This is a genomic window from Ruegeria sp. BG8 (genome assembly GCF_056538325.1).
The window spans coordinates 133,936-159,100 of sequence record NZ_JBQFSZ010000002.1; the positions used below are offsets into that span (position 1 = coordinate 133,936).

27 protein-coding genes are annotated in these 25,165 nt (G+C 57.3%); 13 read left to right on the forward strand and 14 right to left on the reverse strand.

What is annotated here, in order from left to right; genetic code table 11:
• Positions 1 to 8: 8 nt before the first annotated feature.
• A complete protein-coding gene (gene lpdA / locus ACR0DG_RS05885) occupies positions 9 to 1,397 on the forward strand; it encodes a dihydrolipoyl dehydrogenase (RefSeq protein ID WP_480695262.1) in 1,389 nt (462 codons plus the stop codon).
• A 53-nt stretch (positions 1,398 to 1,450) separates the two neighbouring features.
• Here the strand turns inward: lpdA and ACR0DG_RS05890 are convergent, their stop codons facing one another.
• The 5 genes from ACR0DG_RS05890 to ACR0DG_RS05910 form a co-directional block, all read right to left on the reverse strand.
• Positions 1,451 to 2,491, reverse strand: a complete 1,041-nt coding sequence (locus ACR0DG_RS05890; protein ID WP_480695264.1) for a sterol desaturase family protein — start codon at positions 2,489 to 2,491, stop codon at positions 1,451 to 1,453.
• A 103-nt stretch (positions 2,492 to 2,594) separates the two neighbouring features.
• Positions 2,595 to 3,200 (reverse strand): pyridoxamine 5'-phosphate oxidase family protein, encoded by a 606-nt coding sequence (locus ACR0DG_RS05895; protein WP_480695853.1) that lies wholly within the window; start codon positions 3,198 to 3,200, stop codon positions 2,595 to 2,597.
• On the reverse strand, positions 3,187 to 3,927 hold the full coding sequence (locus ACR0DG_RS05900; protein ID WP_480695266.1) for a lysophospholipid acyltransferase family protein: 741 nt from the start codon (positions 3,925 to 3,927) through the stop codon (positions 3,187 to 3,189). The genes ACR0DG_RS05895 and ACR0DG_RS05900 overlap by 14 nt, the downstream gene beginning before the upstream one ends.
• A complete protein-coding gene (locus ACR0DG_RS05905) occupies positions 3,927 to 4,826 on the reverse strand; it encodes a cell division protein FtsX (RefSeq protein WP_480695268.1) in 900 nt (299 codons plus the stop codon). The genes ACR0DG_RS05900 and ACR0DG_RS05905 overlap by 1 nt, the downstream gene beginning before the upstream one ends.
• Positions 4,823 to 5,500, reverse strand: a complete 678-nt coding sequence (locus tag ACR0DG_RS05910; protein WP_480695270.1) for a cell division ATP-binding protein FtsE — start codon at positions 5,498 to 5,500, stop codon at positions 4,823 to 4,825. Before ACR0DG_RS05910 ends, ACR0DG_RS05905 begins: the two co-directional genes overlap by 4 nt.
• 183 nt (positions 5,501 to 5,683) lie before the next feature.
• Between ACR0DG_RS05910 and ACR0DG_RS05915 the strand changes: the two genes are divergently transcribed.
• Positions 5,684 to 6,460 carry a zinc-ribbon domain-containing protein gene (locus ACR0DG_RS05915; protein WP_480695272.1) on the forward strand — a complete coding sequence of 259 codons (777 nt, stop codon included), beginning with the start codon at positions 5,684 to 5,686 and terminating at the stop codon, positions 6,458 to 6,460.
• 9 nt (positions 6,461 to 6,469) lie between these two features.
• Here ACR0DG_RS05915 and ACR0DG_RS05920 read toward each other — a convergent pair whose 3' ends face one another.
• The 4 genes from ACR0DG_RS05920 to argH form a co-directional block, all read right to left on the reverse strand.
• Complete coding sequence (locus ACR0DG_RS05920) at positions 6,470 to 9,010, reverse strand: TIGR02302 family protein (protein ID WP_480695274.1); 2,541 nt, start codon at positions 9,008 to 9,010, stop codon at positions 6,470 to 6,472.
• A 39-nt stretch (positions 9,011 to 9,049) separates the two neighbouring features.
• Positions 9,050 to 10,315, reverse strand: coding sequence for a diaminopimelate decarboxylase (lysA, locus tag ACR0DG_RS05925; RefSeq protein ID WP_480695276.1), 1,266 nt, complete (start codon positions 10,313 to 10,315; stop codon positions 9,050 to 9,052).
• Between the two features lie 272 nt (positions 10,316 to 10,587).
• Positions 10,588 to 10,770, reverse strand: coding sequence for an argininosuccinate lyase (locus tag ACR0DG_RS05930; protein ID WP_480695278.1), 183 nt, complete (start codon positions 10,768 to 10,770; stop codon positions 10,588 to 10,590).
• Entirely contained in the window at positions 10,770 to 12,158 is a 1,389-nt protein-coding gene (argH, locus tag ACR0DG_RS05935; RefSeq protein WP_480695280.1) for an argininosuccinate lyase, read from the reverse strand. Before argH ends, ACR0DG_RS05930 begins: the two co-directional genes overlap by 1 nt.
• 21 nt (positions 12,159 to 12,179) lie before the next feature.
• Between argH and ACR0DG_RS05940 the strand changes: the two genes are divergently transcribed.
• The 10 genes from ACR0DG_RS05940 (at position 12,180) to yddG (ending at position 20,242) form a co-directional block, all read left to right on the forward strand.
• Positions 12,180 to 12,746 carry a TlpA disulfide reductase family protein gene (locus ACR0DG_RS05940; RefSeq protein WP_480695282.1) on the forward strand — a complete coding sequence of 189 codons (567 nt, stop codon included), beginning with the start codon at positions 12,180 to 12,182 and terminating at the stop codon, positions 12,744 to 12,746.
• A 65-nt stretch (positions 12,747 to 12,811) separates the two neighbouring features.
• Entirely contained in the window at positions 12,812 to 13,174 is a 363-nt protein-coding gene (locus tag ACR0DG_RS05945; protein WP_480695284.1) for a hypothetical protein, read from the forward strand.
• A gap of 130 nt (positions 13,175 to 13,304) precedes the next feature.
• On the forward strand, positions 13,305 to 13,691 hold the full coding sequence (locus ACR0DG_RS05950; RefSeq protein WP_480695286.1) for a hypothetical protein: 387 nt from the start codon (positions 13,305 to 13,307) through the stop codon (positions 13,689 to 13,691).
• Positions 13,688 to 14,659 (forward strand): sterol desaturase family protein, encoded by a 972-nt coding sequence (locus ACR0DG_RS05955; RefSeq protein WP_480695288.1) that lies wholly within the window; start codon positions 13,688 to 13,690, stop codon positions 14,657 to 14,659. The genes ACR0DG_RS05950 and ACR0DG_RS05955 overlap by 4 nt, the downstream gene beginning before the upstream one ends.
• 89 nt (positions 14,660 to 14,748) lie before the next feature.
• Positions 14,749 to 14,937 (forward strand): hypothetical protein, encoded by a 189-nt coding sequence (locus ACR0DG_RS05960; RefSeq protein WP_480695290.1) that lies wholly within the window; start codon positions 14,749 to 14,751, stop codon positions 14,935 to 14,937.
• 96 nt (positions 14,938 to 15,033) lie between these two features.
• Positions 15,034 to 15,867 (forward strand): EAL domain-containing protein, encoded by an 834-nt coding sequence (locus ACR0DG_RS05965; protein ID WP_480695292.1) that lies wholly within the window; start codon positions 15,034 to 15,036, stop codon positions 15,865 to 15,867.
• 181 nt (positions 15,868 to 16,048) lie between these two features.
• Positions 16,049 to 17,224, forward strand: a complete 1,176-nt coding sequence (locus tag ACR0DG_RS05970) for an acetyl-CoA C-acetyltransferase (RefSeq protein ID WP_480695294.1) — start codon at positions 16,049 to 16,051, stop codon at positions 17,222 to 17,224.
• 186 nt (positions 17,225 to 17,410) lie between these two features.
• A complete protein-coding gene (gene phbB, locus ACR0DG_RS05975; RefSeq protein WP_480695296.1) occupies positions 17,411 to 18,133 on the forward strand; it encodes an acetoacetyl-CoA reductase in 723 nt (240 codons plus the stop codon).
• 301 nt (positions 18,134 to 18,434) lie between these two features.
• Entirely contained in the window at positions 18,435 to 19,382 is a 948-nt protein-coding gene (locus ACR0DG_RS05980) for a transcriptional regulator GcvA (RefSeq protein WP_480695298.1), read from the forward strand.
• Positions 19,379 to 20,242 carry an aromatic amino acid exporter YddG gene (gene yddG / locus ACR0DG_RS05985; RefSeq protein ID WP_480695300.1) on the forward strand — a complete coding sequence of 288 codons (864 nt, stop codon included), beginning with the start codon at positions 19,379 to 19,381 and terminating at the stop codon, positions 20,240 to 20,242. The genes ACR0DG_RS05980 and yddG overlap by 4 nt, the downstream gene beginning before the upstream one ends.
• On the opposite strand, the gene ACR0DG_RS05990 is transcribed toward yddG, so the two are convergent.
• The 3 genes from ACR0DG_RS05990 to ACR0DG_RS06000 all read right to left on the reverse strand — a co-directional run bounded on the left by ACR0DG_RS05990 (position 20,239) and on the right by ACR0DG_RS06000 (position 21,510).
• The gene (locus tag ACR0DG_RS05990; RefSeq protein ID WP_480695302.1) at positions 20,239 to 20,403 is read right to left on the reverse strand and encodes a YdcH family protein; all 165 of its coding nucleotides are present in this window, start codon (positions 20,401 to 20,403) and stop codon (positions 20,239 to 20,241) included. The two genes, yddG and ACR0DG_RS05990, sit on opposite strands and share 4 nt — an antisense overlap.
• A 124-nt stretch (positions 20,404 to 20,527) precedes the next feature.
• Positions 20,528 to 21,298, reverse strand: coding sequence for a tRNA1(Val) (adenine(37)-N6)-methyltransferase (locus ACR0DG_RS05995; protein WP_480695304.1), 771 nt, complete (start codon positions 21,296 to 21,298; stop codon positions 20,528 to 20,530).
• The gene (locus tag ACR0DG_RS06000) at positions 21,295 to 21,510 is read right to left on the reverse strand and encodes a putative signal transducing protein (protein ID WP_170333283.1); all 216 of its coding nucleotides are present in this window, start codon (positions 21,508 to 21,510) and stop codon (positions 21,295 to 21,297) included. The genes ACR0DG_RS05995 and ACR0DG_RS06000 overlap by 4 nt, the downstream gene beginning before the upstream one ends.
• Positions 21,511 to 21,566: 56 nt before the next feature.
• Between ACR0DG_RS06000 and ACR0DG_RS06005 the strand changes: the two genes are divergently transcribed.
• Positions 21,567 to 22,565, forward strand: a complete 999-nt coding sequence (locus ACR0DG_RS06005) for a polyprenyl synthetase family protein (protein WP_480695306.1) — start codon at positions 21,567 to 21,569, stop codon at positions 22,563 to 22,565.
• On the opposite strand, the gene ACR0DG_RS06010 is transcribed toward ACR0DG_RS06005, so the two are convergent.
• Together ACR0DG_RS06010 and ACR0DG_RS06015 are read right to left on the reverse strand one after the other, a co-directional pair.
• A complete protein-coding gene (locus ACR0DG_RS06010; protein ID WP_480695307.1) occupies positions 22,558 to 23,379 on the reverse strand; it encodes a 4-(cytidine 5'-diphospho)-2-C-methyl-D-erythritol kinase in 822 nt (273 codons plus the stop codon). The two genes, ACR0DG_RS06005 and ACR0DG_RS06010, sit on opposite strands and share 8 nt — an antisense overlap.
• Positions 23,369 to 25,081 (reverse strand): tetratricopeptide repeat protein, encoded by a 1,713-nt coding sequence (locus ACR0DG_RS06015; RefSeq protein WP_480695309.1) that lies wholly within the window; start codon positions 25,079 to 25,081, stop codon positions 23,369 to 23,371. Before ACR0DG_RS06015 ends, ACR0DG_RS06010 begins: the two co-directional genes overlap by 11 nt.
• Positions 25,082 to 25,165: the final 84 nt, after the last annotated feature.

Here is a 25,165-nt window from a genome sequence, read left to right on the forward strand (position 1 = left end):
AGTGCCCTATGTCCAGCTATGACGTCATCGTAATCGGAGCCGGCCCCGGCGGCTATGTCTGTGCCATCCGCTGCGCCCAGCTGGGCCTTAAAACCGCCGTTGTCGAAGGGCGTGACACCTTGGGCGGTACCTGCCTGAACGTGGGCTGTATCCCGTCCAAGGCCCTGCTGCACGCCAGCCATCAACTGCACGAGGCCGAGCATAACTTTGCCAAGATGGGCCTCAAGGGCAAAAGCCCCTCTGTCGACTGGAAGCAGATGCAGGCCTACAAAGAGGAAACGATCGAAGGCAACACCAAGGGCATCGAGTTCCTGTTCAAGAAGAACAAGATCGATTGGCTGAAAGGCTGGGGCTCGATCCCCGCCGCCGGTCAGGTCAAGGTCGGTGATGAGGTCCATACCGCCAAGAACATCATCATCGCGTCGGGGTCGGAACCTGCTTCGCTGCCCGGTGTCGAAGTGGATGAAAAGGTCGTTGTGACCTCGACAGGGGCGCTGTCACTGGGCAAGATCCCGAAAAAGATGGTCGTCATCGGCGCGGGCGTGATCGGGTTGGAATTGGGCTCGGTCTATCAACGCCTGGGCGCCGAGGTAACGGTGATCGAATTCCTCGACGTGATCACGCCGGGCATGGACCCCGAGCTTCAGAAGACATTCCAGCGTATCCTGAAAAAGCAGGGGCTAAACTTTGTCATGGGCGCTGCGGTTCAGAAAACCGAAGCCACCAAGACCAAGGCCAAAGTCACCTACAAACTGCGCAAGGATGACAGCGAGCACGTGATCGACGCCGACACCGTGCTGGTCGCCACCGGGCGCAAGCCCTTCTCGGACGGGCTGGGGCTTGAGGCTCTGGGCGTTGAGATGACGCCGCGCGGTCAGATCAAGGTCGGCAGTGACTGGCAAACCAATGTACCCGGCATCTATGCCATCGGTGACGTGACCGAAGGCCCGATGCTGGCCCACAAGGCCGAGGATGAGGGCATGGCAGCCGCTGAACAGGTCGCCGGCAAGCATGGCCACGTGAATTACGGCGTGATTCCAGGAGTGATCTATACCTGGCCCGAGGTTGCCAATGTGGGCGAAACCGAAGAGACGCTCAAGGCTGCTGGCCGCGCCTACAAGGTGGGTAAGTTCATGTTCATGGGCAATGGCCGCGCCAAGGCGAATTTTGCCGCTGACGGTTTTGTAAAAATTCTGGCTGACAAGGACACCGACCGCATTCTGGGCGCACATATCATCGGCCCTGCGGCGGGCGATCTAATCCACGAGGTCTGCGTGGCGATGGAGTTTGGCGCGTCTGCCGAAGATCTGGCCCTGACCTGCCACGCGCACCCGACATATTCCGAAGCGGTGCGCGAAGCCGCGCTGGCCTGTGGCGACGGCCCGATCCACAGCTGATTGAAGCTAAACCCAGTGTAAAGATTGACGAACCCTTGCTGGGTTCGTCTTTTTCATTCTGCTGGATGTATTTTTTCTTCCTCAGGCGACGCAGTCTCATCCTGCGGTTTGTTCGTCAGAATACGCCACGCATCCTTGACCGGAACAGAATACAGCTTCCAGCAAGTATCAAGTTCATGGCCCCGGTCTTTTTCTGTTACACCGAACTTAACGTCACGATTGTCTTCCGGCATCTCATAGGTGCCAAAAACCACGTCCCAAAGTGGGAACATGAAAGCAAAGTTTTTGTCCAGGTGATCCGGGTGACAGCTATGATGCACATGGTGATGTGCCGGAGAAGGGAAGACCTTGGACCACACGCCCGGCCAACGCAGCCAGATATGCGAATGCCGCAGGTTGTAGCCCACCAGATTGAATAGAAACATCATAAAGGGCACACCAAGTAGAGAAGGCATCGACGGTGTATACCCTAAGATGTTGAAGCCAATGCCAGCCACCATGCCGTAGATGGCACCGTTAGCAAGCAAGTAGAGTAAATTGTCCACCGGGTGTTCACGGTAGTTGGACAAAGGGTGCATAACCTCGGCCGAGTGGTGAACCTTATGAAACTGCCAGAGAATTGGAACCTTGTGCTGCAGATAATGGACGTAGTAATTGACGAAATCGCCTGCGATCATAGCAACAAACATAAAGCCTGATGCGATAAGAAAGCCAACCCACCCCTCAAGCGGTGAGTTGTTTGCGACGGCGAGTACCGAATGACCACCGGTTACCCATTTGAAAACAACGGCTCCGGTTGCCCCAGCCAGCCCGAGCAACAGGAAATGGCCGATTAGTTTGTGGAAAAAGAAATAGCGTAGATCTAACCACGCAGAGGGATGAGACCAGACTTTTTTCGGGAAAAGAAACTGTAGAAAAGAGTCTGTACCCTCTACATTTTCGGACCGGCGAACGCGCCGGTAAATAAGGAATGCGATCAGCATCGAAGTGATCAGATAGAGGAGGTAAACTCTGTCACTTGAATCGAAAGGAGTGAGAAGTACCTCGCGCGTATGCGACAGGAACCTGTTCAGAAGGGCTTCTAAACTCTGCATGAATGACCACCTTGACTGCACCCGGTTGGCGTGAATGAACAGTACAATCGTGGCGAAATTAAGGGATCAATGCGGAAACAATCACAAAAAATACCGAGAATTGTTACCACATCGTCTTCGCAGCGCGCGCGCCCCATTCCCTGTCATAAAGCGCACCGCCCTCTTCACCCTCTGATGCCTCTGCCAGAATCTCTCCGACCGTGGGCAATTGGGCGGTTTCATCTCCGCTCGTCCATGTTCGTGCGCGCATCAGCGCACGGGCGCATTGGGTGTAGATTTCCGAGATTTCAATAACGATCACAGTGGCCGGGCGTTTGCCGCCTTTAGAAAACCGATCCCTGAGCCCTTCATCTGCTGTCAGACGCGCGGACCCGTTAAGCCGCACAACAGTGTTTGAGCCGGGCACGACAAACATCAACGCGACGCGTGGATCCCGCACGACATTGCGCAGACTGTCCAACCGGTTGTTTCCACGCCAGTCCGGCAAAGCCAGCGTTTGTTCGTCCAGCTCTAGTACAACCGGGCCATCATCGCCACGCGGGCTGCCGTCGACGCCTTCTGGGCCCACAGTGCTGAGGACACAGAGCCGTGACGCCATGATCCACTTTCGATAAAGCGGCGTCATCCGATATGCGACTTTGCGCAGAGCGGGCGCGGCGGGCGTTCCATAGAGCCCTTCGAGCGTTTCGATATCCTCAACGAATTCCATCAGGATCAAACCCCACTTCTCTCATCAGCGTATTCGAGCGGTCCTCGATCACGCCCTCAAGGCGTTCCAAAAACGAAGCCCGTTCGACCCCGGGCTCGATCCGGTCAAGAAAGTCCACGATCGCCAAACCCGGCTTACGCATGACCCCAGTGCGCGGCCAAAACACGCCAGCGTTCGTTGCAACTGGCACGCATGGAAAGCCGAGCCCCTCGTACAAAACGGCGGTTCCAACCTTGTAGGGTTTCTGCAGACCCGGAGCGACGCGTGTCCCCTGCGGATAGATAACCAGCTGACCGGGTTCGGCGAACTCTTTGGCAACGTCCTTGACCATCTTTGCCACAGCCGCACCCTTTTTCCCGCGATCGACCGGGATGCAGCCCAAACGACGCGCGTACACGCCGATGATCGGGGTCCACATGAGTTCTCGCTTCATGATGAACTTGGCCTGCGGCATCGCGTTAAAGATCATGATGATATCCAAAAACGACTGGTGCTTCGCGCCCACGACAACTTCATCCACCGGTGCGGTTCCACGCACCTCGCATCGGATACCAACCATCCAACGTGCCAGCCACATGGTTGTACGCGCATATGTTTTGCAGGCTTTCCGCGCGCCCTGTTTCGCGAATATTGCATAGGGCGCGAACACGATGCCAAGGATCAGCATCCATACATAGATCACGATCATGAAGACCAAAGAGCGAACCCATTGAATCGCTGTCAGCATCACGAAAGCTCCTTTAGTTTGCGGCTGGCGGCCGTCCACGTCGCCAGAAACGCGACCATTGCCCCCAGTGCCGGGATCAGGGCGGGTAATAGCCAACCGACACCCTGAAAACCCAGCCCAGTCAGAAAGCCACCCTCATCCGAGGCCTCGGGTAGCAACAAAACACCTGTCATACCCAGAACCACTCCGACCACGGCCCCAAAGAAGGCGCGATAGGTAAAACGTCGGACAAACGCGCTGGCGATAAACCGGTCGCGCGCGCCGACAAGGCGCAGAACTTCGATGATTTGCGCATTGGCGGCGAGTGACGCATTCGCGGCCAGCGTGATCATGGCAGCGGTTGCTCCGCCGATCAGCAGGATAGACACCCAACCCAATCTGCGCAGTGACGTCGCCGCGTCGACCAGAGGTTCGCGCCAGCGGGTATGGTCATCCAGAACGGCACCGGGAACTTCGGCACCTAGCCTCAAACGCAAACCGGCGGCATCCATGCCCGGCTCACCCTCGATGATTTCGATGAGTTGAGGGATCGGAAGTGTCTCCAACGGCAAGTCGGACCCAAACCACGGGGATAGAAGCGCGATTTGTTCATCAGACGAAAGCGCACGTGCCGATGCGACACCAGGCGTCTGCGATAACACGGTCAGCGCCGCCTGCGTCTGGGCCTGCAATTGATCTGCCGGCGCATTGATGCGCAACGTTGCAGCCCCCGCGAGTTCTGTCGCCCAACGATCTGCCAACCGCCCCGACGCCAAAGACAGGGCCAGCGCAAACACCGCCAAAAAGGCCATAGCCCCGGACACGAAAAGGGTCAGCTGTGCCGTATAGCCGGTGGGTGGAACGACACGATCCGCACGCGAGTCCCGCTTTAACAGATTTCGGATGGTTCCCTCGCTCATAGGTCTGCCCCTGCCAGTTGAACCTGTCGTTGGTTAATTCGTAGAACGCGCGCCTGAACCTGGCTTTTGGCCGCCCGGATCAGGCTTAGATCATGGGTTGCGATCAGGACGGTTTTGCCCATCTTGTTCAGCTCGACCAGAAGGCGCAGCAACCGCTGAGACATTTCCCAATCCACGTTACCGGTCGGCTCGTCCGCCAACACAACATCCGGTGACAGGATGACAGCGCGCGCCAGGGCTGCACGTTGACGTTCACCGCCGGACAGCTCGGGCGGCAGGGCCTCCTGTCTGGCAGCCAATCCGACCCAACCCATAAGTTCAGTCAGGTCGCTCTGCTGCGCTGCTTCGGCGCGCCCGGAAACCATCAGGGGTAGCATCACGTTTTCGGCCAGCGTCATGTGATCCAGAAACCGGCAGTCCTGGTGCACGACGCCAATTCTACGCCGAAGCAGGGCCATTTGGTCCCGGTCCAGATCCGCGATGTTCTGTTCAAACGCGATCATCCGACCCGAGGTTGGCAACAATGCGCCGTAACACAGCTTGAGCAAGGTCGTCTTACCCGCCCCCGAAGGTCCGGTCAGAAAATGGAAGGATCCGGGCTGAATTTGCAGGGACACATCGCTCAGCAATGCGTCACCACCGTAGGTATAGCTGACGTTTTCCAGCTCGATCACAGGAGCCCCCAATTTGATTGCCGCTCTTCTTGCCCGAGCGTCGCCACGGTTTCAATGCCTGCACCGGGTCGAATTGGTGACACTTAGGCCGTGAAACCGAAAACACCCTTTGCTGTCAGGTCTTAACGGAATATCATTTCTGAAAAAACTATTATCAGGCCAACGCCATGGCCGGGAGGCAGCATGCGTCTTACATGTCCAAATTGCAGTGCCCAGTACGAGGTTCCAGACGAGGTCATCCCCGAAGAGGGGCGCGATGTGCAGTGTTCGAACTGCGAAAAGACATGGTTTCAGAGCAAATACCCTGAGGCTGCTGCCGCACCAGAGGAAACAGAACCTCAGACCCCTGAGCCCGAACCTACAGAACCAGAAGCAGCGCAGCCCGAAATGGAACCGGCTGCCGAGCCCGAGCCAGTTCCGACCCCACCGTTTCCGCCGAAACCGGATCCTGATCAGAAAGACGAGGCTTCGCCATCGGCCCATGTCGACCCCGACGTCGCCAGCATTCTGAAGGAAGAGGCCGAACGCGAGGCGCAATTGCGCGCGAAAGAAGCCGAAAGTCTGGAGACGCAACCGGACTTGGCGCTGGAAGCACCCCCTGCCCCTGATCCAGAGCAGCGGATCAAGGAGCTGACCAGAGCCGAAGCTGAAAAAGACGCCGCGCAGTCAGATGACCTACCCGATGTTGACGCGATCAATTCAAGCCTGCGCAGTACCGAAGCCGCTCCGACACAGGAAGAAGTTCAGCCGCTGCCGCGACGGTCCAGCGGTGGATTTCGGCGTGGGTTTCTGATCGCCATCATCATTGGCGTCATCTTGTTCCTGATCTACGGAAACGCCCAACAGATATCTGAGGCCGTTCCTCAGGCCGAGCCGGTTCTTGAGGGGTATGTATCCGTGGTCGATCAGGCCCGGCTGTGGCTCGAGGCGCAGTCAGGATCGGGTGGGTCGCAGAACTAAGGTTTCAGTTCAGAACCGCTCCAGCAAACGCTTGAGGTATTCCAGCTCGACCTCGGGACGATCAGATTCGCCCGTGCGGCGACGGATCTCGTCCAGCAGTTCCCGCGCACGACGATACACATCCTCACCCTGAAGCAGGTTGTCATCGGTCGAGATCGACCCTGAAGACCCGGGGTTGCGCCCCAATGGGTCCCGGTTATTGGCCTGCATATCACCTTCTTGCGCGCCCTGACCCGGCTGGTTCTGTTGGTTCTGGGCTAATGCTTCGCCCAAAGAACGCATACCTTCGCGCAAGGCCTCCATGGCCTCGGACTGATTGTCGATGGCTTCGGCCAGATCATCATTGCGCAAGGCCTGCTCAGCCTCGTCCATTGCGCGACCCGCCCGGCCCAACGCGTCCCGTGCGGCCTCACCTTCCGGGGTTCCAGCACCGGGCAGGTTTTGCTGTTGACGACCAAGCTCATCCCGCAGGGCTTGCTGTCTGTCAGCCAGTGATCCCTGACCTTGTTGGCCTTCACCGGCCTGATCAGAACCTTGGCCCTGACCGCCCTGACCTTCGTGGCTTTCACCACGGCCTTGACCGCCGTTGCGCCCTTCGTTGCCCTGATTTTCGCCCGCTTGGGCACCGGGATTAAATTGTTCCTGCAAATCGCGGAATGCCTGATCGCTTAAGCCTTGCTGTTCGCGCAACGTTTCGGCCAAGCCCTCCATAGCCTGTTGGCCTTCGGATTGTTGACCTTGCCCCTGACCTTGCGTGACACGCATGTTTTCCATCATCTGCTGGAATTCTTCCAACGCCTGCTGCGCTTCGGCCATGCGACCCTGTTCCATCAGCTCCTGAATGCGATCCATCATCCGCTGCAGATCGTCTTGCGTCATTTGCATGGACTCGCCGTTTTGGCCCTGCCGGTTCTCGCCGCCTTCGCCGTTTTCCTGGGCCAGACGCTGAAGCTGTCGCATGTATTCCTGCGTCGCTTCCCGCAATTCCTGCATGAGTTCAGCGATCTCTTCGTCCGAGGCTCCGTTCTGCATCGCTTCGGTCAAACGCTCCTGGGCACGGCGCATACGCTCTAGTGCGTCCGCCAGCGTGCCGTCTTCGATCTGAACCGCCAGATCCCACAATGCCTGCGCGATTTCTTCCTGCTGTTCGGGTTTCAACCCGTATTGATTGAACAACTCGAGCCGGCGCAGAGTGACCCGCAACCGCAGATATGCGGTATCCGACCTAAAGAAACCTTCAGGCAGATGCGACACAGCCCGCAACAACTGAGATACCCGGGTCGCATTTTCCCGTGACCACAAAAGGTCGCGGCGTTGTTCAATCACCGCTGCGGCCAAAGGATCAAAGAACCGACGTGCAGGTAGTTCCGTCAAATAGGGTTCTGACTGACCTTCCTGATCCGCAGCATCGCGCGCCATAAGCGATATCTTGACCGGCAAATGCGCCCAAGGGTGCTGGGAAAAATCTTCGATCAGATCTTCGACAAAATCAGCACGATCGCCGGTGATTGGCATCGGCAGCTCAACAATGATCGTTTCGCGCGGTTCAGGATTCGTTTCCAGACCATAGCTGCGATCAACCGAAGCAAGGTCCAGTTCAATCAATGCCGAACCTGAAACGACGCCGTAATCATCACTTGCCGCAAAAGGCAATTTCATCTGGCCGCCCGCCTCAGACTCGGCAACGTCGGCAACGCCGATCTGCGGGGGCGTATCAGCGATTACGCTCAGTGCCCACTCACGGCCCGCCGGACCGTCAATCTTTAAAAGACCCGAGCGGTCCGCGACGAACTCCTGCTCGGGCTCTGCTGCGGCTTCGGTGCCCAAAGGCGTCGACGTTTCGGTCAACGTATGCGCGCCGACCTCGCCATAAAAGCGCAGTGTAATGCGGCTGCCCTGTGGAACCGACAGGGTCGGGTCTGATTGATCCGCCAAATAAAGCGTCGGCAGCCCAGTGTATCGTGGCGGCTCAACCCAGCCTTCCCAAGTGGGCCCCTGCCCTGCCACGGCGGCCCCCGGCGTCATCTCAGTCACCGAACCGATCCGCCAGAAAGAGCCGAATAACGCTGCAATTACCAACGCCAGCAGCGCAGCATAGCGCAAAGCGAACGGATCGCGATCAGCCAGGCGAAGATTGGGTTTCACCGGTTCCGCCTGCGCTGCGCGTTGTGCCATACGTGTCTGGTGTGCGTGCCACAATGCAACAGAATCCGCATCCATCGCGCCAATCGCCTGATCATCCATCAGCGCCTGAATCGGTCGACCCGGAAGGGTTTCATCCAACCGCATCAGCGCTTCGGCGCGTGTCGGAAGATGGAATCGCCTGGCCCCAAAAACGGCTGCAAACACAAGAGCCAGCACTGACAACGCTGCAACGCCCCAAACAACCTCAACCCTGACAAGGTCCTGCAAACCCAGCATCAGGGCGGCCAGAACCGCCATAACTCCCGAAAAAAACGGCCAAAAAGCGCGCCAAACCCGTTCGGCGAGCATCCCCGCATGCGTCAACAGCAGGGAAAACTTTGGAATCGGCAGGGTCTGTTTAGCCATAAAGGCGGGCCTCCTGATCAGGCCCGCGCGCCTATCGCGTCAAAGCCACGAGGGTATGGTATCGCGGTTTATGATTTCGTCAAAGCTTGGGCGTTCACGAATAACTGCAAATTGATCCCCGTTCACCAGAACTTCGGGGATCAGAGGCCGCGTATTGTACTCGCTGGACATGACGGCCCCATACGCACCCGCGCTTCGGAATGCGATCAAATCATCCGCAGCAAGCGGGGGCATGTTGCGGCCCTTGGCAAAGGTATCCCCAGATTCGCAGACCGGCCCAACAATGTCGTAGGGGCGCTGTTCGATACCTGGTGAGGGTTCGACGACTGCGACGATATCATGATGCGCCTCGTACATGGCCGGACGGATCAGGTCGTTCATCGCACCGTCTACGATCAGGAAATCACGGTCTTCCCCTGACTTCACGTAGATAACTTTGGATACCATCAGCCCCGCGTTGCCTGCGATCAGGCGGCCGGGTTCAATCTCGATCTCGCAATCCAGATGACCTAGCGTTTTCGTGATGAGCGCGCCGTATTCCATCGGCAAGGGCGGCGCGTCATTCGCACGGGTGTATGGAATACCCAAACCTCCGCCCAGATCCAGACGTCGGATATCATGGCCTTCGGAGCGCAGCTGCTCGGTCAATTCAGCGACCTTACGATAGGCTAACTCAAACGGCTCAAGCTCGGTCAGTTGCGAGCCGATATGGACGTCAATCCCGATTACCTCGAGCCCCGGCAAGCTGGCCGCAAGCGCATAAACCTCAGAAGCGCGCGAGATCGGGATACCGAACTTGTTTTCGGATTTTCCGGTCGCGATCTTGGCATGAGTCTTGGCGTCCACATCGGGATTCACACGGACGGTGATCGGTGCAACCACGCCTAATTCCGTGGCTACGGCACTGATCACTTCCATCTCGGGCTCGGATTCCACGTTGAACTGGCGGATACCGCCGGTTAGCGCTGTGCGTATTTCATCCGCCGTTTTGCCCACGCCCGAGAACACGATCTTGTCGCCTGGCACACCTGCGGCTTTGGCGCGAAGGTATTCACCGCCCGAAACCACGTCCATACCGGCCCCGGCCTGCGCCAGCGTTTTCAGGATCGCCTGATTGCTGGCCGCTTTCATCGCATAGCAGACCAAATGCTCGGTCCCCTCCAGCGCATCATCAAACAGCTTGAAATGCCGCAGAAGTGTCGCCGTCGAGTACACATAGAAAGGGGTTCCGACCGCAGCTGCGATCTCAGATATCGGGACATCCTCGGCGTAAAGCGCGCCGTCGCGGTAGAGAAAGTGATCCATGACTGCGCGCTTAGACCAAAAACGCCCCTTGGATCAATGGATTCGCGACATCGCGTTAACGAACAGTCGACACGCCAATCCGTCCATACCCCGAAATCGAAATACCCGACCCGCCGGAACTCGTTTCCGGCTCTGGGCGCGGTTGGTACGAAGGGTCACAAGCAGCAAGGGCACACAGCGCAACAAAAAAGGCAGCTATTCTCATTTCAATCTCATCGTAAAGTTAGAAACGGCTGCGGGCTCGGTCCTTTTGAGCTTGAGGGTATCAACCCTCAAAGCCCAAGGAAAATACCCAACCCACCACGCTGCAGGCCAACGCCCACGCCGCCGTAGGCTCCGCTGCTTCCGACACCGATATTGGCGCTCATAGTGGGTTGAATAGGTTCGCCATCTGCGCCGCACCCGGCCAAGGCTAATCCGGCCGACACTATTACCACAAATCGCAAGACTCGCATCACACCTGCGCCTTCCATCGCTTGATCTGCGCACGCACCTGATCGGGAGCAGTGCCACCATAGGATTGGCGTGAGTTTACCGAATTTTCGACCGTTAGGACAGAATAGACATCATCTGTGATATCCGAGTGCACGGATTGCATGTCATCCAGCGTCAGATCGGGCAGATCGCAGCCTTTGGTCTCGGCCATAGCGACCAGCGATCCAGTGACGTGATGAGCATCGCGGAACGGCAGGCCCAGCACTCGCACCAGCCAGTCGGCCAGATCGGTCGCGGTCGAGAAACCCGACCCGGCAGCCGCTGCAAGGCTTTCCCGGTTGGCGGTCATGTCCTTGACCATGCCCTCCATCGCCGCCAGCGCCAGCATCCAGTTGTCGGCAGCGTCGAACACCTGTTCCTTGTCTTCTTGCATGTCCTTGGAATAGGCCAGCGGCAAGCCCTTCATCACCATCATCAGCGCGGTGTTCGCGCCGTAGATACGGCCAACTTTGGCGCGGATCAGCTCGGCCGCGTCGGGGTTTTTCTTCTGAGGCATGATCGACGAGCCGGTCGAGAACCGATCCGACAGCGTCACGAACCGGAATTGCGCCGAGGACCAGATCACCAATTCTTCGGCAAAGCGCGACAGATGAACGGCGCAGATCGAGGCGGTGGAAAGGAACTCCAGCGCAAAGTCACGGTCGCTGACGGCGTCCAGCGAGTTCGCGGCGGGACGGTCGAATCCCAGCGCCTCAGCCGTCATTGCACGATCGATGGGGAAAGACGTGCCCGCCAGCGCGGCGGCACCAAGAGGGGATTCGTTCATCCGGGCGCGTGCATCGCGGACGCGGGACAGGTCGCGACCAAACATCTCGACATAAGCCATCATGTGGTGGCCCCATGTGACCGGTTGCGCGGTCTGCAGATGGGTAAAGCCGGGCATGACCCAATCGGCCCCCGCCTCAGCCTGCGCCAAAAGCGCACGGATCAGGGCCAGCAGGCCGGTTTCCGCCGCATCGAACTGATCGCGCACCCACAGTTTGAAATCTGTCGCCACCTGGTCATTTCGGGAACGTCCGGTGTGCAAACGACCAGCGGGTTCGCCAATCACCTCTTTCAGCCGCGCTTCGACATTCATATGAATATCCTCAAGCGCAGTCGAAAACTGAAACGAACCGGATTGAATTTCTGACAAGACTGTGAGCAGCCCTTCCCGAATAGCTTCTGCATCACTATCACTTATGACGCCTGTGGCCGCTAACATGGCGGCATGGGCGCGCGAGCCTGCGATGTCCTGGGCTGCCATCCGCTGATCGAACCCGATCGAGGCGTTGATCGCCTCCATGATCGCGTCAGGACCGGCGGCAAAGCGGCCGCCCCACATCTGGTTCGAGGATTGATCGGTCATGTAAGAAAACCCGGAGTTGATATGCGCCTATTTCGTCTGATCCCCCTTTATATGGCCCTTGCGCTGGGTGCAAATGCGGCTTTGGCCGCGGATGTAGAAACTCTGAAACCACTGCGAGAAGGGACGCTCAAGCGTCTGATCCTGCATAAAGAGCCCAAGCCCAAAGCGGCTATCGAGTTCCAGTTGGAAGATGACGGCGGCACCGCGACGCTGGCCGATTACAAAGGCAAATATGTTCTGGTGAATTTCTGGGCCACCTGGTGTGCCCCCTGCCGCAAGGAAATGCCTCAGATCGCTGAGCTTCAGGAAGAGTTCGGCGGTGACAAGTTTGAGGTTGTCACACTGGCCACCGGCCGCAACTCACCCGCAGGCATCAAGAAGTTCTTCGAGGAGAACGGTATCAACAACCTGCCCCGCCATCAGGACGCAAGTTCTGCCGTAGCGCGTGAGTTCGGTGTCATTGCCCTGCCAATCACCGTAATCCTTGACCCCAACGGTGACGAAATCGCCCGCTTGATCGGTGATGCCGAGTGGAACTCGGATAGCGCGAAGGCGATTGTTGGCGCTCTCGTGGCGGGTGAAAGCTGAGAATTTTCGGCTGAAATCATCGAATCGTGGTAATCTCCCGGCGTTTAAAACCGGGAGATTTTCTTATGAAGACCATAGCTTATGTTGTCGCCGCTGCTGCCTGCATCTTTTCGCTGGCAGATCCCGCCGAAGCTAAAGACGTAAAGAAAAAAGATAAGTTCCTCGAATCCGTAGCCGGTAAGAAACTGGTAAGCGGCGATACATGGTTCATCATTTCTGCCGATGGCAAAATCTCGGGCGTTGGTCGCGACAATGCCAAGGTTGTTGGGGCCTGGGCTTGGAACAAACGGTATTGGTGCCGCAACATCGTAATCGGCGAAAATCAACTGCCCGAAGACTGTCAGAAAGTGTCGGTTGAAGGCAACCAGGCCACCTTTACGCGGGATCGTGGCAAAGGTGACTCTATCACTTTCACGATGACGGAATAATTCGTTCACGGAAATCAAAACGTACCGCAGGTCAAAGCAGAGGTCCAAGTAACCGCGTATTGCGAAACTGACGCGACGCCACCTTTGACAGATACCCATCCTCTTTGCAGTTTGACTGCAGGAGGATGGAATGCCACTGGACATACTGTTGGTTCTGGTCGTCGGCGGTATCGTCGGCGTAACAGTGCTGTTGCATTTAACTGGACGGTCGCGGATGCGCGAGCTGACGCCCGAGACTGCGCGCTCGGAATGGCTGCGTCATGCGCCCGATGATGTGATCATCGACATCACCATTGCACATGACAGACATTCTGCCTTGGTCCGAACCGAAAGCGGGAACGGGCTGCTGTGGTCTTTTGGGGCCGACACTGTGGCCCGCCACCTTATGGATTTCGACCGGATCGACCACCCCGACGGGTTCGAAGTTCAGTTCCACGACTTCGGCACCCCCAAAGCCATCATCCGCCTTGACGACTTTGAACGCCCGCACTGGGAACATCTGATGGACCCCACATGACTGACCAAATCACCTTCCCCGACGCCGTGCAATGGGCCGTGCCCTTCTTCATAGCCGCCATTCTGGCCGAATTCCTGTGGATTGCCGTCAAAGGCAAAGGCGGGCGGTACGAGACCCGCGATGCCGTAACTTCATTGGTCATGGGCGCGGGCAACATCGCCTCAGGCTTTTTGCTGGGGTTCATCGCCTATGGGTTCTTCATGTGGTTGTGGCAGATCACGCCGCTGAACCTTGGCACCTCGATCCCGGTGATCATCCTGTGCTTTGTGCTGGATGATCTGCGCTATTACTGGGTACACCGATTTGGCCACCGCATCCGCTGGGTCTGGGCCAGCCATGTGAACCATCACAGTTCGCAGCATTACAACCTGACGACCGCGCTGCGGCAGACCTGGACCTATACGTTCACCTTCATGATGGTTGTACGCGCACCCCTTATCCTGCTGGGCTTCCACCCGGCGATGGTTCTGTTCGTGGGAGGTCTGAACCTGATCTACCAATTCTGGATTCACACCGAGGCCATCGGCAAAATGCCGCGTTGGTTCGAGGCGGTGATGAACACCCCAAGCCATCACCGCGCCCATCATGGCCGCAACGCGCGCTACCTGGACTGTAACTATGCGGGTGTGTTTATCGTCTGGGATAAACTCTTTGGCACTTTTGTTCCCGAACAAGAGAATGACCGCGTTGATTTTGGGCTGGTCCACAACATCGGAACATTCAACCCCCTGCGTGTCGCCTTTCACGAATGGGTCGGCATCTGGAAGGATGCCACCCAACCAGGGCTGACACTACGCCAGCGACTTGCCTATTGTTTTGCACCGCCGGGGTACAGCCATGACGGTAGCCGGGATAACTCTGACCAGATCAAAGCAAAGCACCTTATGCGCCATCCTGAAGATCGCGGAACGCCCGGATTTGAGCATTTCACGGCAGAAACGCCTAATTCGCAGGCAAAACAGGCGTAAACGCGCCGGTCTGTTGGGGGTCGATTCTTGAAGGCGGGGCTTCGCATTCCATATTCCTATGGATGAAGCCGAAGACGCCGGAGAGCAAAATGAACCGTTTAACAACCTATTCTACCATCCTCGGTTTGGCTGGTCTGGTTCTGGCGATGCTCTTGGCACTGACGACTTCAGCGCCCACAGGTATTGCGCTGGGTTTTGTCATGATGGCGCTGGGTTTTGCAGGCGCGATTGTTGGCGCGGCGGCAGCCTTGGGTAAAACTTGGGAAATCGCTCGCTGAACAATTTGCGCTAAGTTTAAGCCGGAAATTAACTCCAGATTCACAGGTTTGTTCTGAAATCCAACCCTGACCGTCAACGGCAAGGGGCAACAGCGCATGCAGGACAACAAACTGGCAGACTTGCCCGAAGGCTCGGACAGTCCGCTGAACGCGGCCGTCACATCCCGCGACGCCTCAACCGTTCAAATGGCGACCGAGGCGGTGATGCACAAACAGTGTAAGCTGGCGTACCAACCCGTTATGCAAGCCAACCCGCCGCATGCTGTTGCCTTTTACGAATGTTTTATCCGCGTCTTGGATGAAACCGGCCGGGTAATCCCGGCCCGAGAATTTATGCCTCAACTGGAAAACACACCAATCGGCCGCGAACTGGATTGTATCGCGCTGGAAATGGGATTGCGCGCATTGGCCCGCAATCCCGATATTCGAATGTCGGTCAACATGTCCGCGCGTGCGATCGGTTATGCACGCTGGAATCGTGTGCTTGAGCGGTATTTGAAGAAAGACGCCAACATAGGCGAGCGGTTGATCCTGGAAATCTCTGAAAGTTCAGCGATGACCGTGCCTGAACTCGTGATGGACTTCATGGACCGGTTGCAGCCGCGCGGTGTAGCCTTTGCTCTGGATGACTTTGGCGCCAGCAATTTCAGCTTTCGCCATTTTCGCGAGTTCCTTTTCGACGCCGCCAAGATCGACGGCCAGTTCGTTCGCGGCATTAGCACTAATCCCGACAATCAGGCATTGGTCCGCGCCCTGATCGCCGTCGCGCGCGAATTTGAAATCCTCGTCACAGCCGAATCGGTCGAAACAAAAGAGGATGCTGAGTTTCTTGTGTCGAACGGAGTTGACTGTTTACAGGGGTTCCTCTTCGGTGCCCCAAGCGTTTCGCCGCCTTGGAAAAACGAAAAGGTCAAACATTCAGCAGTTTAGTCAATAAATAATCACCGGAGTCAGCCTGAGACAAGCTGACCGTTGCTGCATGTGCAGCGTTAGGCTATTCCATGAGCAGTTGGAGCGGGGGATCATGTGGCGCTCTTACTGGCAGGGGGCGACCTCTGATAACTGCGCCGTCACGTTTCCCACAGGACCTTGACGGTAAAGGATTGTCTAAATGACGAACGTAGTAATCGCATCCGCGGCACGCACCGGTGTGGGCAGTTTCGGTGGTTCCTTTGCGAACACGCCTGCGCATGATCTGGGAACCGCTGTGCTTAAGGCCGTTGTGGAACGCGCCGGGATCGAAAAGGGCGAAGTTTCCGAAACCATCATGGGACAGGTTCTGACAGCAGCGCAGGGTCAAAACCCCGCGCGTCAGGCACATATCAACGCAGGATTTCCGCAGGAAAGTGCGGCTTGGGGTATTAACCAAGTGTGCGGCTCGGGCCTGCGCGCTGTTGCCTTGGGCGCGCAGCACATCCAACTGGGTGACGCGGATATTGTTGCCGCAGGTGGCCAAGAGAATATGACGCTGTCCCCCCATGCCGCGGCGCTTCGCGCGGGACACAAGATGGGCGACGTTAAGTACATCGACACGATGATCCGCGATGGTCTTTGGGATGCTTTCAACGGCTATCACATGGGGCAAACCGCTGAAAACGTGGCCGAGAAATGGCAAATCAGCCGCGATATGCAGGATGAATTTGCCGTAGCCAGCCAGAACAAAGCGGAAGCGGCGCAAAAAGCCGGTAAATTCGCGGACGAGATTACCCCTTTCACGATCAAGACCCGCAAGGGCGACATCGTGATGGACAAGGATGAATACATCCGCCACGGCGCCACAATCGAGGCTATGGGCAAACTGCGCCCGGCCTTTACCAAAGACGGTTCGGTCACAGCGGCGAACGCGTCTGGCTTGAACGACGGCGCAGCGGCAACGCTTCTGATGTCAGCGGAAAACGCAGAAAAGCGCGGGATCGAGCCTTTGGCCCGCATCGCGTCTTATGCAACAGCTGGTCTTGACCCGTCCATCATGGGTGTTGGTCCGATCTACGCTTCGCGCAAGGCGTTGGAAAAAGCTGGCTGGTCCGTGGACGATCTGGATCTGGTCGAAGCCAACGAAGCATTTGCCGCTCAGGCCTGTGCGGTAAACAAAGATATGGGCTGGGATCCTTCGATTGTGAACGTGAATGGCGGGGCCATCGCGATTGGCCACCCCATCGGCGCTTCGGGCTGCCGCGTCTTGAACACGCTGCTGTTTGAAATGAAGCGACGCGACGCCAAGAAAGGCTTGGCGACCTTGTGCATCGGCGGCGGAATGGGCGTAGCCCTGTGTGTGGAGCGCGACTAAGTGCGTCCCCACTCAAATAAAAAAGGGCGCCGATCAGGCGCCCTTTTTTGTTGCAGATCAATGTTAACTCTCAAATGCAGCAATATTCTGGCTCCGGAGGAAGCCAAAGCAAGACAATAATGTTGCGCAAATCAATCCATCAAAGTAACAGAATTACCAAGACGACTAAACTGGAGGACTACCATAATGGCACGTACAGCACTTGTTACCGGCGGTTCGCGCGGGATCGGCGCGGCCATTTCCAAGGCTCTTAAGGCCGAAGGATACAATGTTGCCGCTACCTATGCGGGAAATGACGAAGCGGCGTCAAAGTTTACCGAAGAAACCGGCATCAAGACTTACAAATGGAACGTGGCCGACTACGACGAATCCAAAGCCGGGATCGAAAAGGTCGAGGCCGAGGTCGGTGCCATTGACATTGTGGTCGCCAATGCCGGCATTACACGCGATGCACCCTTCCACAAGATGACGCCCGAGCAGTGGACTCAGGTTATCGACACCAACCTGACCGGTGTTTTCAACACAATCCACCCGGTCTGGCCCGGCATGCGTGAGCGCAAGTTCGGACGTGTCATCGTAATCAGCTCGGTTAACGGTCAGAAGGGTCAGTTTGCGCAGGTCAACTATGCGGCGACCAAAGCTGGCGATTTGGGCATTGTGAAGTCCCTGGCGCAGGAAGGCGCACGTGCGGGTATCACTGCAAACGCCATCTGCCCCGGCTACATCGCAACCGAGATGGTTATGGCCGTTCCGGAAAAGGTGCGCGAGGCCATCATCGGGCAAATTCCGGCGGGCCGTCTTGGCGAGGCAGATGAAATCGCGCGCTGCGTGACATTCCTGGCTTCGGATGATTCACAATTCATCAACGGCTCCACCATTTCTGCGAATGGCGCTCAGTTCTTCTCGTAAGACTGACAGCCCAGATACAATTCGGGCCGGTTCATCGAACCGGCCCTTTTTTATCCCGTAAGAACACGCGCGCTATATTCAGCGGGAACCAAAAAGCCATTTCAGGGCTTGCTTGAAAATCTCACCACGCTGAGCGTGCGCCTTTTGAAAGGCGCGGGCAGCTGCGGGGTTGGTCGTAATCTCGATCATGGCAGTCGTCCTTTCAGTACAGTTTTGTTTGACTTGAAACCAATATGACGCTTACCAATGTGTCGTACAAACGAGCTTTCTACACCCTTCAGTTAAATAAAACTTACCTGACATGAGCGACTATCTCCCCCCACTGACCGCGTTGCGCGCTTTTGATGCAGCCGCGCGTCATATGTCATTTGCCCAAGCCGCCGAAGAGCTGCACGTCACACCTGCAGCCCTTTCCTTTCAAATCAAATCGCTGGAAGAACACTTGGGGCGCCCTCTGTTTCGCCGTTTGAACCGCGCGGTTGAGCTTACCGAAGCTGGGCGTATTCTGGCCCCCGGTGCCGCCGAAGGGTTCGCGACCCTTCAGGCAGCCTGGCAGGCGACACGCAAGCAAGGCAATGACACAAGCCTGACCGTAACAGCCGGCCCGGCCCTGACAGCGAAATGGCTTGCCCCCAGACTATATGATTTTGCGCGCGCGCATCCCGATATTGACCTCAAATTCTCGGCCACCCTGCGAAACATGGATCTGGAACGGGACGACGTGGATGTGGCCATACGCTTTGGCTACGATGAAGATGAGGGGCTTTACTCCCTGCCGGTCCGCAAAGAGTGGCTGACCCCAGTCATGACGCCAGAGCTGGCCGCGCAGTATCCAACACCGGACAGCCTGCGCGAGGCACCCCTGATTTTTGACGACTCGATCGCGTTTTTGCGCCCGCCCAGTGATTGGCCCACATGGTTTCGTGCCGTAGGCGTCGATTTTGCGCCGACACATGGCGCGCATTTCTCAAATGCCGATCACGCAATTGATGCCGCAGTCGCAGGTGTTGGTGTTGTTTTGGGCCGCCGCGCGATGATCATCAAAGACCTGACCGAAGGCCGTTTGGTTGCCCCGTTTAAGGTCGCTATCGAAACCCGCGGGCGGTTTCGCTTCTTGTGCCTTCAGGGTGCGGAAAAACGGCCCCAGATTGCAGCCTTCCGCGATTGGTTCATGACCGAGATTGAAAAGACCGCGCATCTTTCGGATGAATTCACGATCATTCCGGTAGAAAAGGTTCCTGCCCCATGACAAGAACGCGTGCAACCGGGATTGGCTTTGTTGCCGTCCTGCTTTGGGCTCTGCTCGCGTTGTTTACAGTTGGGTCGGCCCCGACGCCCCCATTGTTGTTAAACGCCATCTGCTTTTCGATCGGGGGCAGCCTGGGATTGGTTTGGACCTGGGCCAATGGCGAAATTGGCCAGTTAAAAACTGTACCCTGGACAACCTACCTGTTCGGGACGGTTGGCTTGTTTGGGTACCACGCGCTGTATTTTTCGGCTTTGCGTATGGCTCCGGCTGCCGAGGCCGGTTTGATCGCGTACCTTTGGCCCCTGCTTATCGTGTTGTTTTCGGGGCTTTTGCCGGGGGAACACCTGCGTATTGGACACTTGATCGGTGCCTGCCTGGGTTTCGCCGGTGCGGCTGTCATCATCGCGGGCGCTGGCACAGGATTTCAATCACAACATATCCCCGGGTATGCCTTGGCGTTGCTATGTGCGCTGACCTGGTCAGGATACTCGGTCCTGTCCCGCAGACTTGGCAATACACCGACAAGTTCCGTCGCTGTGTTTTGCGTTGCTACAGCCATCGCGTCGGGCCTGTTGCACATGGCACTGGAAGAGACCGTGTGGCCTGAAACCGCAACGGGTTGGATTTCGGTCGCCGCGCTGGGGCTGGGGCCAGTGGGCTTGGCATTTTATGTCTGGGATATCGGGGTCAAACAGGGTGACATTCAAATGCTGGGCACGTCTTCTTATGCTGCCCCATTGCTGTCTACGCTTGTTTTGGTGCTGGCCGGGATCGCCGCCCCTAGCTGGGGTCTGGCGATCGCGGCGCTCTTGGTTACAGGTGGCGCGATTATTGCCGCGCGGGCCAGTATCGCTCGTTAACTGGACAATCGCTCAATCTCTTCCTTTAACCTTAGCTTCTGTTTTTTGAGCTGGGCTATATGGAGATCGTCGATACCTGGCGAGCGTTGGGCTTGTTCTACTTCGAGACCGAGAGTTTCGTGCTTTTTCTTCAGTTCGGTCAGATGTGCGCTCACGCTCATTTCGATACTCCTTCGTTGGTGTCTCAGGTTCACGTAAGAAGTTGACCACATCGTTTCCAGCCTGTCACGCTGCGGGTGCATAGAAAATATGATAAATCCGACAATTTCGGCTGGTTAATGCCAATCAGCCTGAAAAACCCGGAAGTTGAGCCCCATTTCGGAGGACCTCAGAGACCTGCGGTGTATAGCTGTCACCGTCCTGCTGGTGGGATTCTCCTTCGTGCAAGATCAGCGGTGCATGAAGCTGAAACGCGGCTTTACCACCTTTTTTCGCCCTGAGTATCACCAACTCTGCCGAGCGGCCGATCCGTGCAGCCAATGGTAACACTTCGACCGACCCCAGCCGCCCTTCGCAGGCGGTCAGCATTTCGGGCAGCCGGTTGGCCTTTTGGATCATGTGCAAATAGCCCTTTGGCGCAAGGCGTTTGGCAGCACATTGAACCCATGAGGCCAGTGGTGTCTGCTCCCCGAGCGCTATGCTGCGCCCAGTATTCTCGGCTGGGCTATGCGCACCTGCCCTATAGTAAGGTGGGTTCGCGATAATGTGATCAAACTGGCGCTGCCTCAGATCAGCAGGCAAATCGGTCAGATCGGCCTCGATCACCTGTAGCCTGACCTCATTCTCTGCCGCATTTCGCCGCGCAAGTTCAGCGTAAGCCGCTTGCAATTCCACACCAGTGGCACGCAATTCAGGTACCCGGGCCATCAGACACAGTACCGCCGCACCGGCACCACACCCCAGCTCAAGCATAGTCTGGCCGGGCTCCGCAGGTACCGCAGCGGCCAATAAAACAGGGTCAACCCCAGCCCGATAGCCTGATCGGGGCTGCCACAGCCGCACACGACCGCCTAGAAAATCATTGCGTGTCAGATCGGCTTCAGGGAATTGGGTCATCGACCCAGCGGAATGTCGTTATCCCGCATCACACGCTCGGCACGGGTCAGGTCGTCAGTCCGAACCATCAGACGACGCGGAAAGATGCCGATGCCTCCTTCGAGGATGCTCATATTTACGTCCATTTGAAAGCAGTCTATATCCTCGCCTTCAAGAAGGGCAGAAGCAAAGGCCAGGATCGTTGGATCGGTGCTGCGCAGAAGTTCTTTCATGGGGATGGATGTAAGGGCAAGGTGAGGTGGAAGTCGAGCCTTGTATCAGGAGTGTGATGGATATCAGCACGATCTCAAAGCCGCATGAGCGCCTGGCAGAGTTGCTTGCAGGCGAAATGAACTCGGTCAACGACCTGATCCGCACGCGCATGGCGTCTGAACATGCGCCCCGCATCCCCGAGGTCACCGCGCATCTAGTCGAGGCAGGCGGCAAACGTCTGCGCCCGATGCTGACGTTGGCGGCGGCCCGGTTGTTTGGGTATGCGGGTGACCATCACCTGCGCTTGGCCGCAACGGTCGAATTCATCCACACTGCAACACTGCTGCACGACGATGTGGTCGACGAAAGCGCCCAGCGCCGCGGGCGCCCGACGGCCAACCTGTTGTGGGACAACAAATCAAGTGTTCTGGTTGGGGATTACCTGTTTTCCCGCAGTTTCCAGTTGATGGTGGAAACCGGATCCCTGCGAGTTCTGGACATTCTCGCCAACGCGTCCGCAACAATCGCCGAGGGCGAGGTTCTGCAGATGACCGCGGCCACTGATCTGGGTACGACCGAGGCGATCTACCTTCAGGTTGTGCGCGGAAAAACGGCCGCCCTGTTCTCGGCTGCGACCGAGGTCGGAGGCGTGATCGCCGGAGCGTCGGAGGAACAGGTCAAAGCACTCTACGCCTATGGCGACGCGCTAGGGATCGCCTTTCAGATCGCAGATGACCTTTTGGATTATCAGGGCGACAGCAACGCAACCGGCAAAAACGTCGGTGACGATTTCCGCGAACGCAAACTGACCCTGCCTGTCATTAAGGCTGTGGCACAGGCGACACCCGAAGAACACGCGTTTTGGGAACGTACGATTGGACGTGGCCGCCAGGAAGACGGCGATCTGGACCATGCGCTTTCCCTGATGGCCAAATACGGCACGCTGCAGGCCACAAGAGCAGATGCGTTCGGCTGGGCCAATAAAGCGAAGGCATCGCTTGACGCTCTGCCCGATCATGAAATCCGCACATTGTTGCGGGATTTAGCCGACTACGTAGTCTCTCGCCTCAATTAAGCTGCGTTGCCCGACACCACCAATCGGGGTGGGCAGCCTGCAGTGTCTCTGCCGCAACCCGAGCCTTTGCCATCGTGGGGTAGAGCGCAAAACAAGTAGAACCAGAGCCGGACATCCGAGCCATAAGCGGGTGTTCCGCTAGCTTCAGCTCATCCAATACAAACTCGATCTCACGCGCCACACCGGTTGCCGGCATCTCAAGGTCATTGCGTTGATCCCCTAGCCAATGCGCACAATCCGCGGGGGACTTAAATTCCGGGATTTCTTGAGGCATTCTCGGATTATTACGCGAGGCCAACGCCCCAAACACAGCAGCCGTTGGGACAGGGATGCCCGGGTTCACAAGCACGGCGGGCAAATGCGGAAGGGTGACCGGCGTTAACCTGTCGCCAATGCCCTGCATTCTTGTCGCCTTGGCTGCCATGCAAACAGGAACATCCGCACCCAGCGAAACCGGAACTTCGTCTGGGATGCTATAACCCATCCCCGATAGCGCCCACAACGTGGCCGCCGCATCAGACGAACCACCACCGATCCCGCCACCATGCGGCAACACTTTGTCCAGCGTTATATGGCCCGACCAACCCACTGCGTCAGCGGCTTTCCAGACGAGATTTCGGCTGTCTGTAGGGACCCCCTCAGCATGTTCACCCGTTACCGAGATCGACAAGGCATCTCCGGGTGTGAAACTTAACCGGTCACCGAAATCAGCGAAGACCACCAAGGAATCCAACTCGTGATAGCCGTCCTCGCGGCGGCCGGTCACATGAAGAGAAAGATTGATCTTGGCAGGCGCGAAAGCCTCAGCCTTCATTGGCCACCTTCAAAGGGTCCGCACCTTCTTCGACCAACACCGCGTCCAGCCCGATTTCAAGCTTGCGACGAATGCGATCCGGGTCGGCTTCGCCATCGGTGTCTTCGGGATCAATGAACGACAAGGCGCGTTTCCACTGAAACTCAGCCTCACGTGCCCGACCAACAGCCCAGTACACATCGCCCAGATGGTCGTTGACCACCGGGTCGACCGGCATCAACTCGACCGCGCGCTCCATATGTCCGACCGCCTCGTCGTACCGGCCAAGGCGGAACAAAACCCAACCCAGACTGTCTACGATATACCCGCTGTCAGGCCGCGCGGCGACTGCGCGTTCGATCATATCAAGTGCCTCGTCCAGCTTTTCTCGCCGCTCGACCAGGGAATAACCCAGGTAATTCAAAACCTGTGGCTGATCCGGGTTCAATTCCAAAGCGCGACGAAAATCGGCTTCGGCCGCGTCCCAATTCTTTAGCCGCTCATGCGAGATACCGCGCGCGTAGTGCAAAAACCAGTTCCCGCCGACCCCGGCGTCGATCAGCTCGATCGCGGTATCATAGGTTTCAACAGCCTCGGCATAGTTTTCCTCGCGCCGCTGCAAATCGGCCAAGGCCACATGAACGCTGGGCAAATCGGGGCTTTTGGCTGCCAGATTTTGCAGCACCTCGGCCGCGGCATCCGTTTTACCGGCGCGCCCCAAAACCTCGGCGCGGCCCAATTCGGCCGCATGGTAATCGCTGCTGGTGGAAGGCACTTTGCGGTAAACCTCGACCGCAAGGTCATATTGTTCGAGCGCATCAAGCAATTCAGCGCTTAGCAGGATCGCATCTATATGGTCGCTGCGCAGAAACGCGGCGAGCTGCGCATAGAGCAATACATAGTTTTGCGCCGCCTCGCTGCTGAGTGCTGCGCCTACGGAAAAGAACACCTCGGCCATTCCGTCTTGCGGTGACGACACATGCGTAAAGGGCAGCGTTTCCCCGGCCTTCAGGCGGGCTTCATAGCCTTCGATTGATGGATCGCTTCCGGCGACGAAGACTTCGTTCAGAAACGCCAGTGCATCTTCGTTTCGATCCAACTGCGACAGGATTTCCGTCCGGGCCAATGCCGCACGGCGGGTAAATCTGGAAATCGCGCCGCCATTGGACGAAAAGATCGCCTCGGCTGCTTCGAAATCCCCAACAGAGGCCAGCGCCAAAGCTTTGTGGTAAAGTGCGAACTCAGCCAAGCCCTCTTGCTGAGAGACGGTATCGAATTGGTCCATCGCCTTGGTCATTGCGCCCTGACCGACATGGGCCCAACCCAGAATCAACCCGTCTACAAGCGGACCGACACCCTGAGTTTCCGGGTCACGCGACAACAGCTCATCCAGCTTTTCATCGGCAATCAAGTTCGCCACGATCACCATTCTGGCGGCCTGACTTTGCAGGTTCATCTCTTCGATAACTTCTGCAACCGGTAAGGCGCGTCCGATTTCCCCCAGCGAAAGCCGGGCGACGACAACACTTTCCAAGAGTTGGGCATTTTCAGGATCGGATCGCAGCGCCTGGGCATAATACCGTTCGGCCGCGGTATAGTCATTTTGGAAAATCGCCTGTCGCCCGGCGAGATACGCACCGGACCCGGTATCCGAAAAACCGGGAAACGCAAATGCCGAGGAGAATAGCGCAGCAAGCGCCGCGCGACGAAAGACGGATACCACCAAAACCCTGCCCTGCCATTGTTGACTGCGTAATAAGCTAGGGCTTCGTCTCGAAAGAGGCAATGGCAGAGCCTTCACGACGGT

What these genes read in the sequence shown, in the direction of transcription:
- ACR0DG_RS05900 (WP_480695266.1), bottom strand. Translation starts at nt 3,927, where the DNA reads ATGCTGACAGCGATTCAATGGGTTCGCTCTTTGGTCTTCATGATCGTG.
- ACR0DG_RS06000 (WP_170333283.1), bottom strand. Translation starts at nt 21,510, where the DNA reads ATGAAAGAACTTCTGCGCAGCACCGATCCAACGATCCTGGCCTTTGCT.
- lysA (WP_480695276.1), bottom strand. Translation starts at nt 10,315, where the DNA reads ATGGATCACTTTCTCTACCGCGACGGCGCGCTTTACGCCGAGGATGTC.
- ACR0DG_RS05950 (WP_480695286.1), top strand. Translation starts at nt 13,305, where the DNA reads ATGCCACTGGACATACTGTTGGTTCTGGTCGTCGGCGGTATCGTCGGC.
- ACR0DG_RS05965 (WP_480695292.1), top strand. Translation starts at nt 15,034, where the DNA reads ATGCAGGACAACAAACTGGCAGACTTGCCCGAAGGCTCGGACAGTCCG.
- ACR0DG_RS05970 (WP_480695294.1), top strand. Translation starts at nt 16,049, where the DNA reads ATGACGAACGTAGTAATCGCATCCGCGGCACGCACCGGTGTGGGCAGT.
- ACR0DG_RS05945 (WP_480695284.1), top strand. Translation starts at nt 12,812, where the DNA reads ATGAAGACCATAGCTTATGTTGTCGCCGCTGCTGCCTGCATCTTTTCG.
- ACR0DG_RS05915 (WP_480695272.1), top strand. Translation starts at nt 5,684, where the DNA reads ATGCGTCTTACATGTCCAAATTGCAGTGCCCAGTACGAGGTTCCAGAC.
- phbB (WP_480695296.1), top strand. Translation starts at nt 17,411, where the DNA reads ATGGCACGTACAGCACTTGTTACCGGCGGTTCGCGCGGGATCGGCGCG.
- ACR0DG_RS05905 (WP_480695268.1), bottom strand. Translation starts at nt 4,826, where the DNA reads ATGAGCGAGGGAACCATCCGAAATCTGTTAAAGCGGGACTCGCGTGCG.
- ACR0DG_RS05895 (WP_480695853.1), bottom strand. Translation starts at nt 3,200, where the DNA reads ATGGAATTCGTTGAGGATATCGAAACGCTCGAAGGGCTCTATGGAACG.
- ACR0DG_RS05920 (WP_480695274.1), bottom strand. Translation starts at nt 9,010, where the DNA reads ATGGCTAAACAGACCCTGCCGATTCCAAAGTTTTCCCTGCTGTTGACG.
- ACR0DG_RS06010 (WP_480695307.1), bottom strand. Translation starts at nt 23,379, where the DNA reads ATGAAGGCTGAGGCTTTCGCGCCTGCCAAGATCAATCTTTCTCTTCAT.
- yddG (WP_480695300.1), top strand. Translation starts at nt 19,379, where the DNA reads ATGACAAGAACGCGTGCAACCGGGATTGGCTTTGTTGCCGTCCTGCTT.
- ACR0DG_RS05980 (WP_480695298.1), top strand. Translation starts at nt 18,435, where the DNA reads ATGAGCGACTATCTCCCCCCACTGACCGCGTTGCGCGCTTTTGATGCA.
- argH (WP_480695280.1), bottom strand. Translation starts at nt 12,158, where the DNA reads ATGACCGATCAATCCTCGAACCAGATGTGGGGCGGCCGCTTTGCCGCC.
- lpdA (WP_480695262.1), top strand. Translation starts at nt 9, where the DNA reads ATGTCCAGCTATGACGTCATCGTAATCGGAGCCGGCCCCGGCGGCTAT.
- ACR0DG_RS06005 (WP_480695306.1), top strand. Translation starts at nt 21,567, where the DNA reads ATGGATATCAGCACGATCTCAAAGCCGCATGAGCGCCTGGCAGAGTTG.
- ACR0DG_RS05930 (WP_480695278.1), bottom strand. Translation starts at nt 10,770, where the DNA reads ATGCGAGTCTTGCGATTTGTGGTAATAGTGTCGGCCGGATTAGCCTTG.
- ACR0DG_RS05890 (WP_480695264.1), bottom strand. Translation starts at nt 2,491, where the DNA reads ATGCAGAGTTTAGAAGCCCTTCTGAACAGGTTCCTGTCGCATACGCGC.
- ACR0DG_RS05995 (WP_480695304.1), bottom strand. Translation starts at nt 21,298, where the DNA reads ATGACCCAATTCCCTGAAGCCGATCTGACACGCAATGATTTTCTAGGC.
- ACR0DG_RS05990 (WP_480695302.1), bottom strand. Translation starts at nt 20,403, where the DNA reads ATGAGCGTGAGCGCACATCTGACCGAACTGAAGAAAAAGCACGAAACT.
- ACR0DG_RS05960 (WP_480695290.1), top strand. Translation starts at nt 14,749, where the DNA reads ATGAACCGTTTAACAACCTATTCTACCATCCTCGGTTTGGCTGGTCTG.
- ACR0DG_RS05955 (WP_480695288.1), top strand. Translation starts at nt 13,688, where the DNA reads ATGACTGACCAAATCACCTTCCCCGACGCCGTGCAATGGGCCGTGCCC.
- ACR0DG_RS05940 (WP_480695282.1), top strand. Translation starts at nt 12,180, where the DNA reads ATGCGCCTATTTCGTCTGATCCCCCTTTATATGGCCCTTGCGCTGGGT.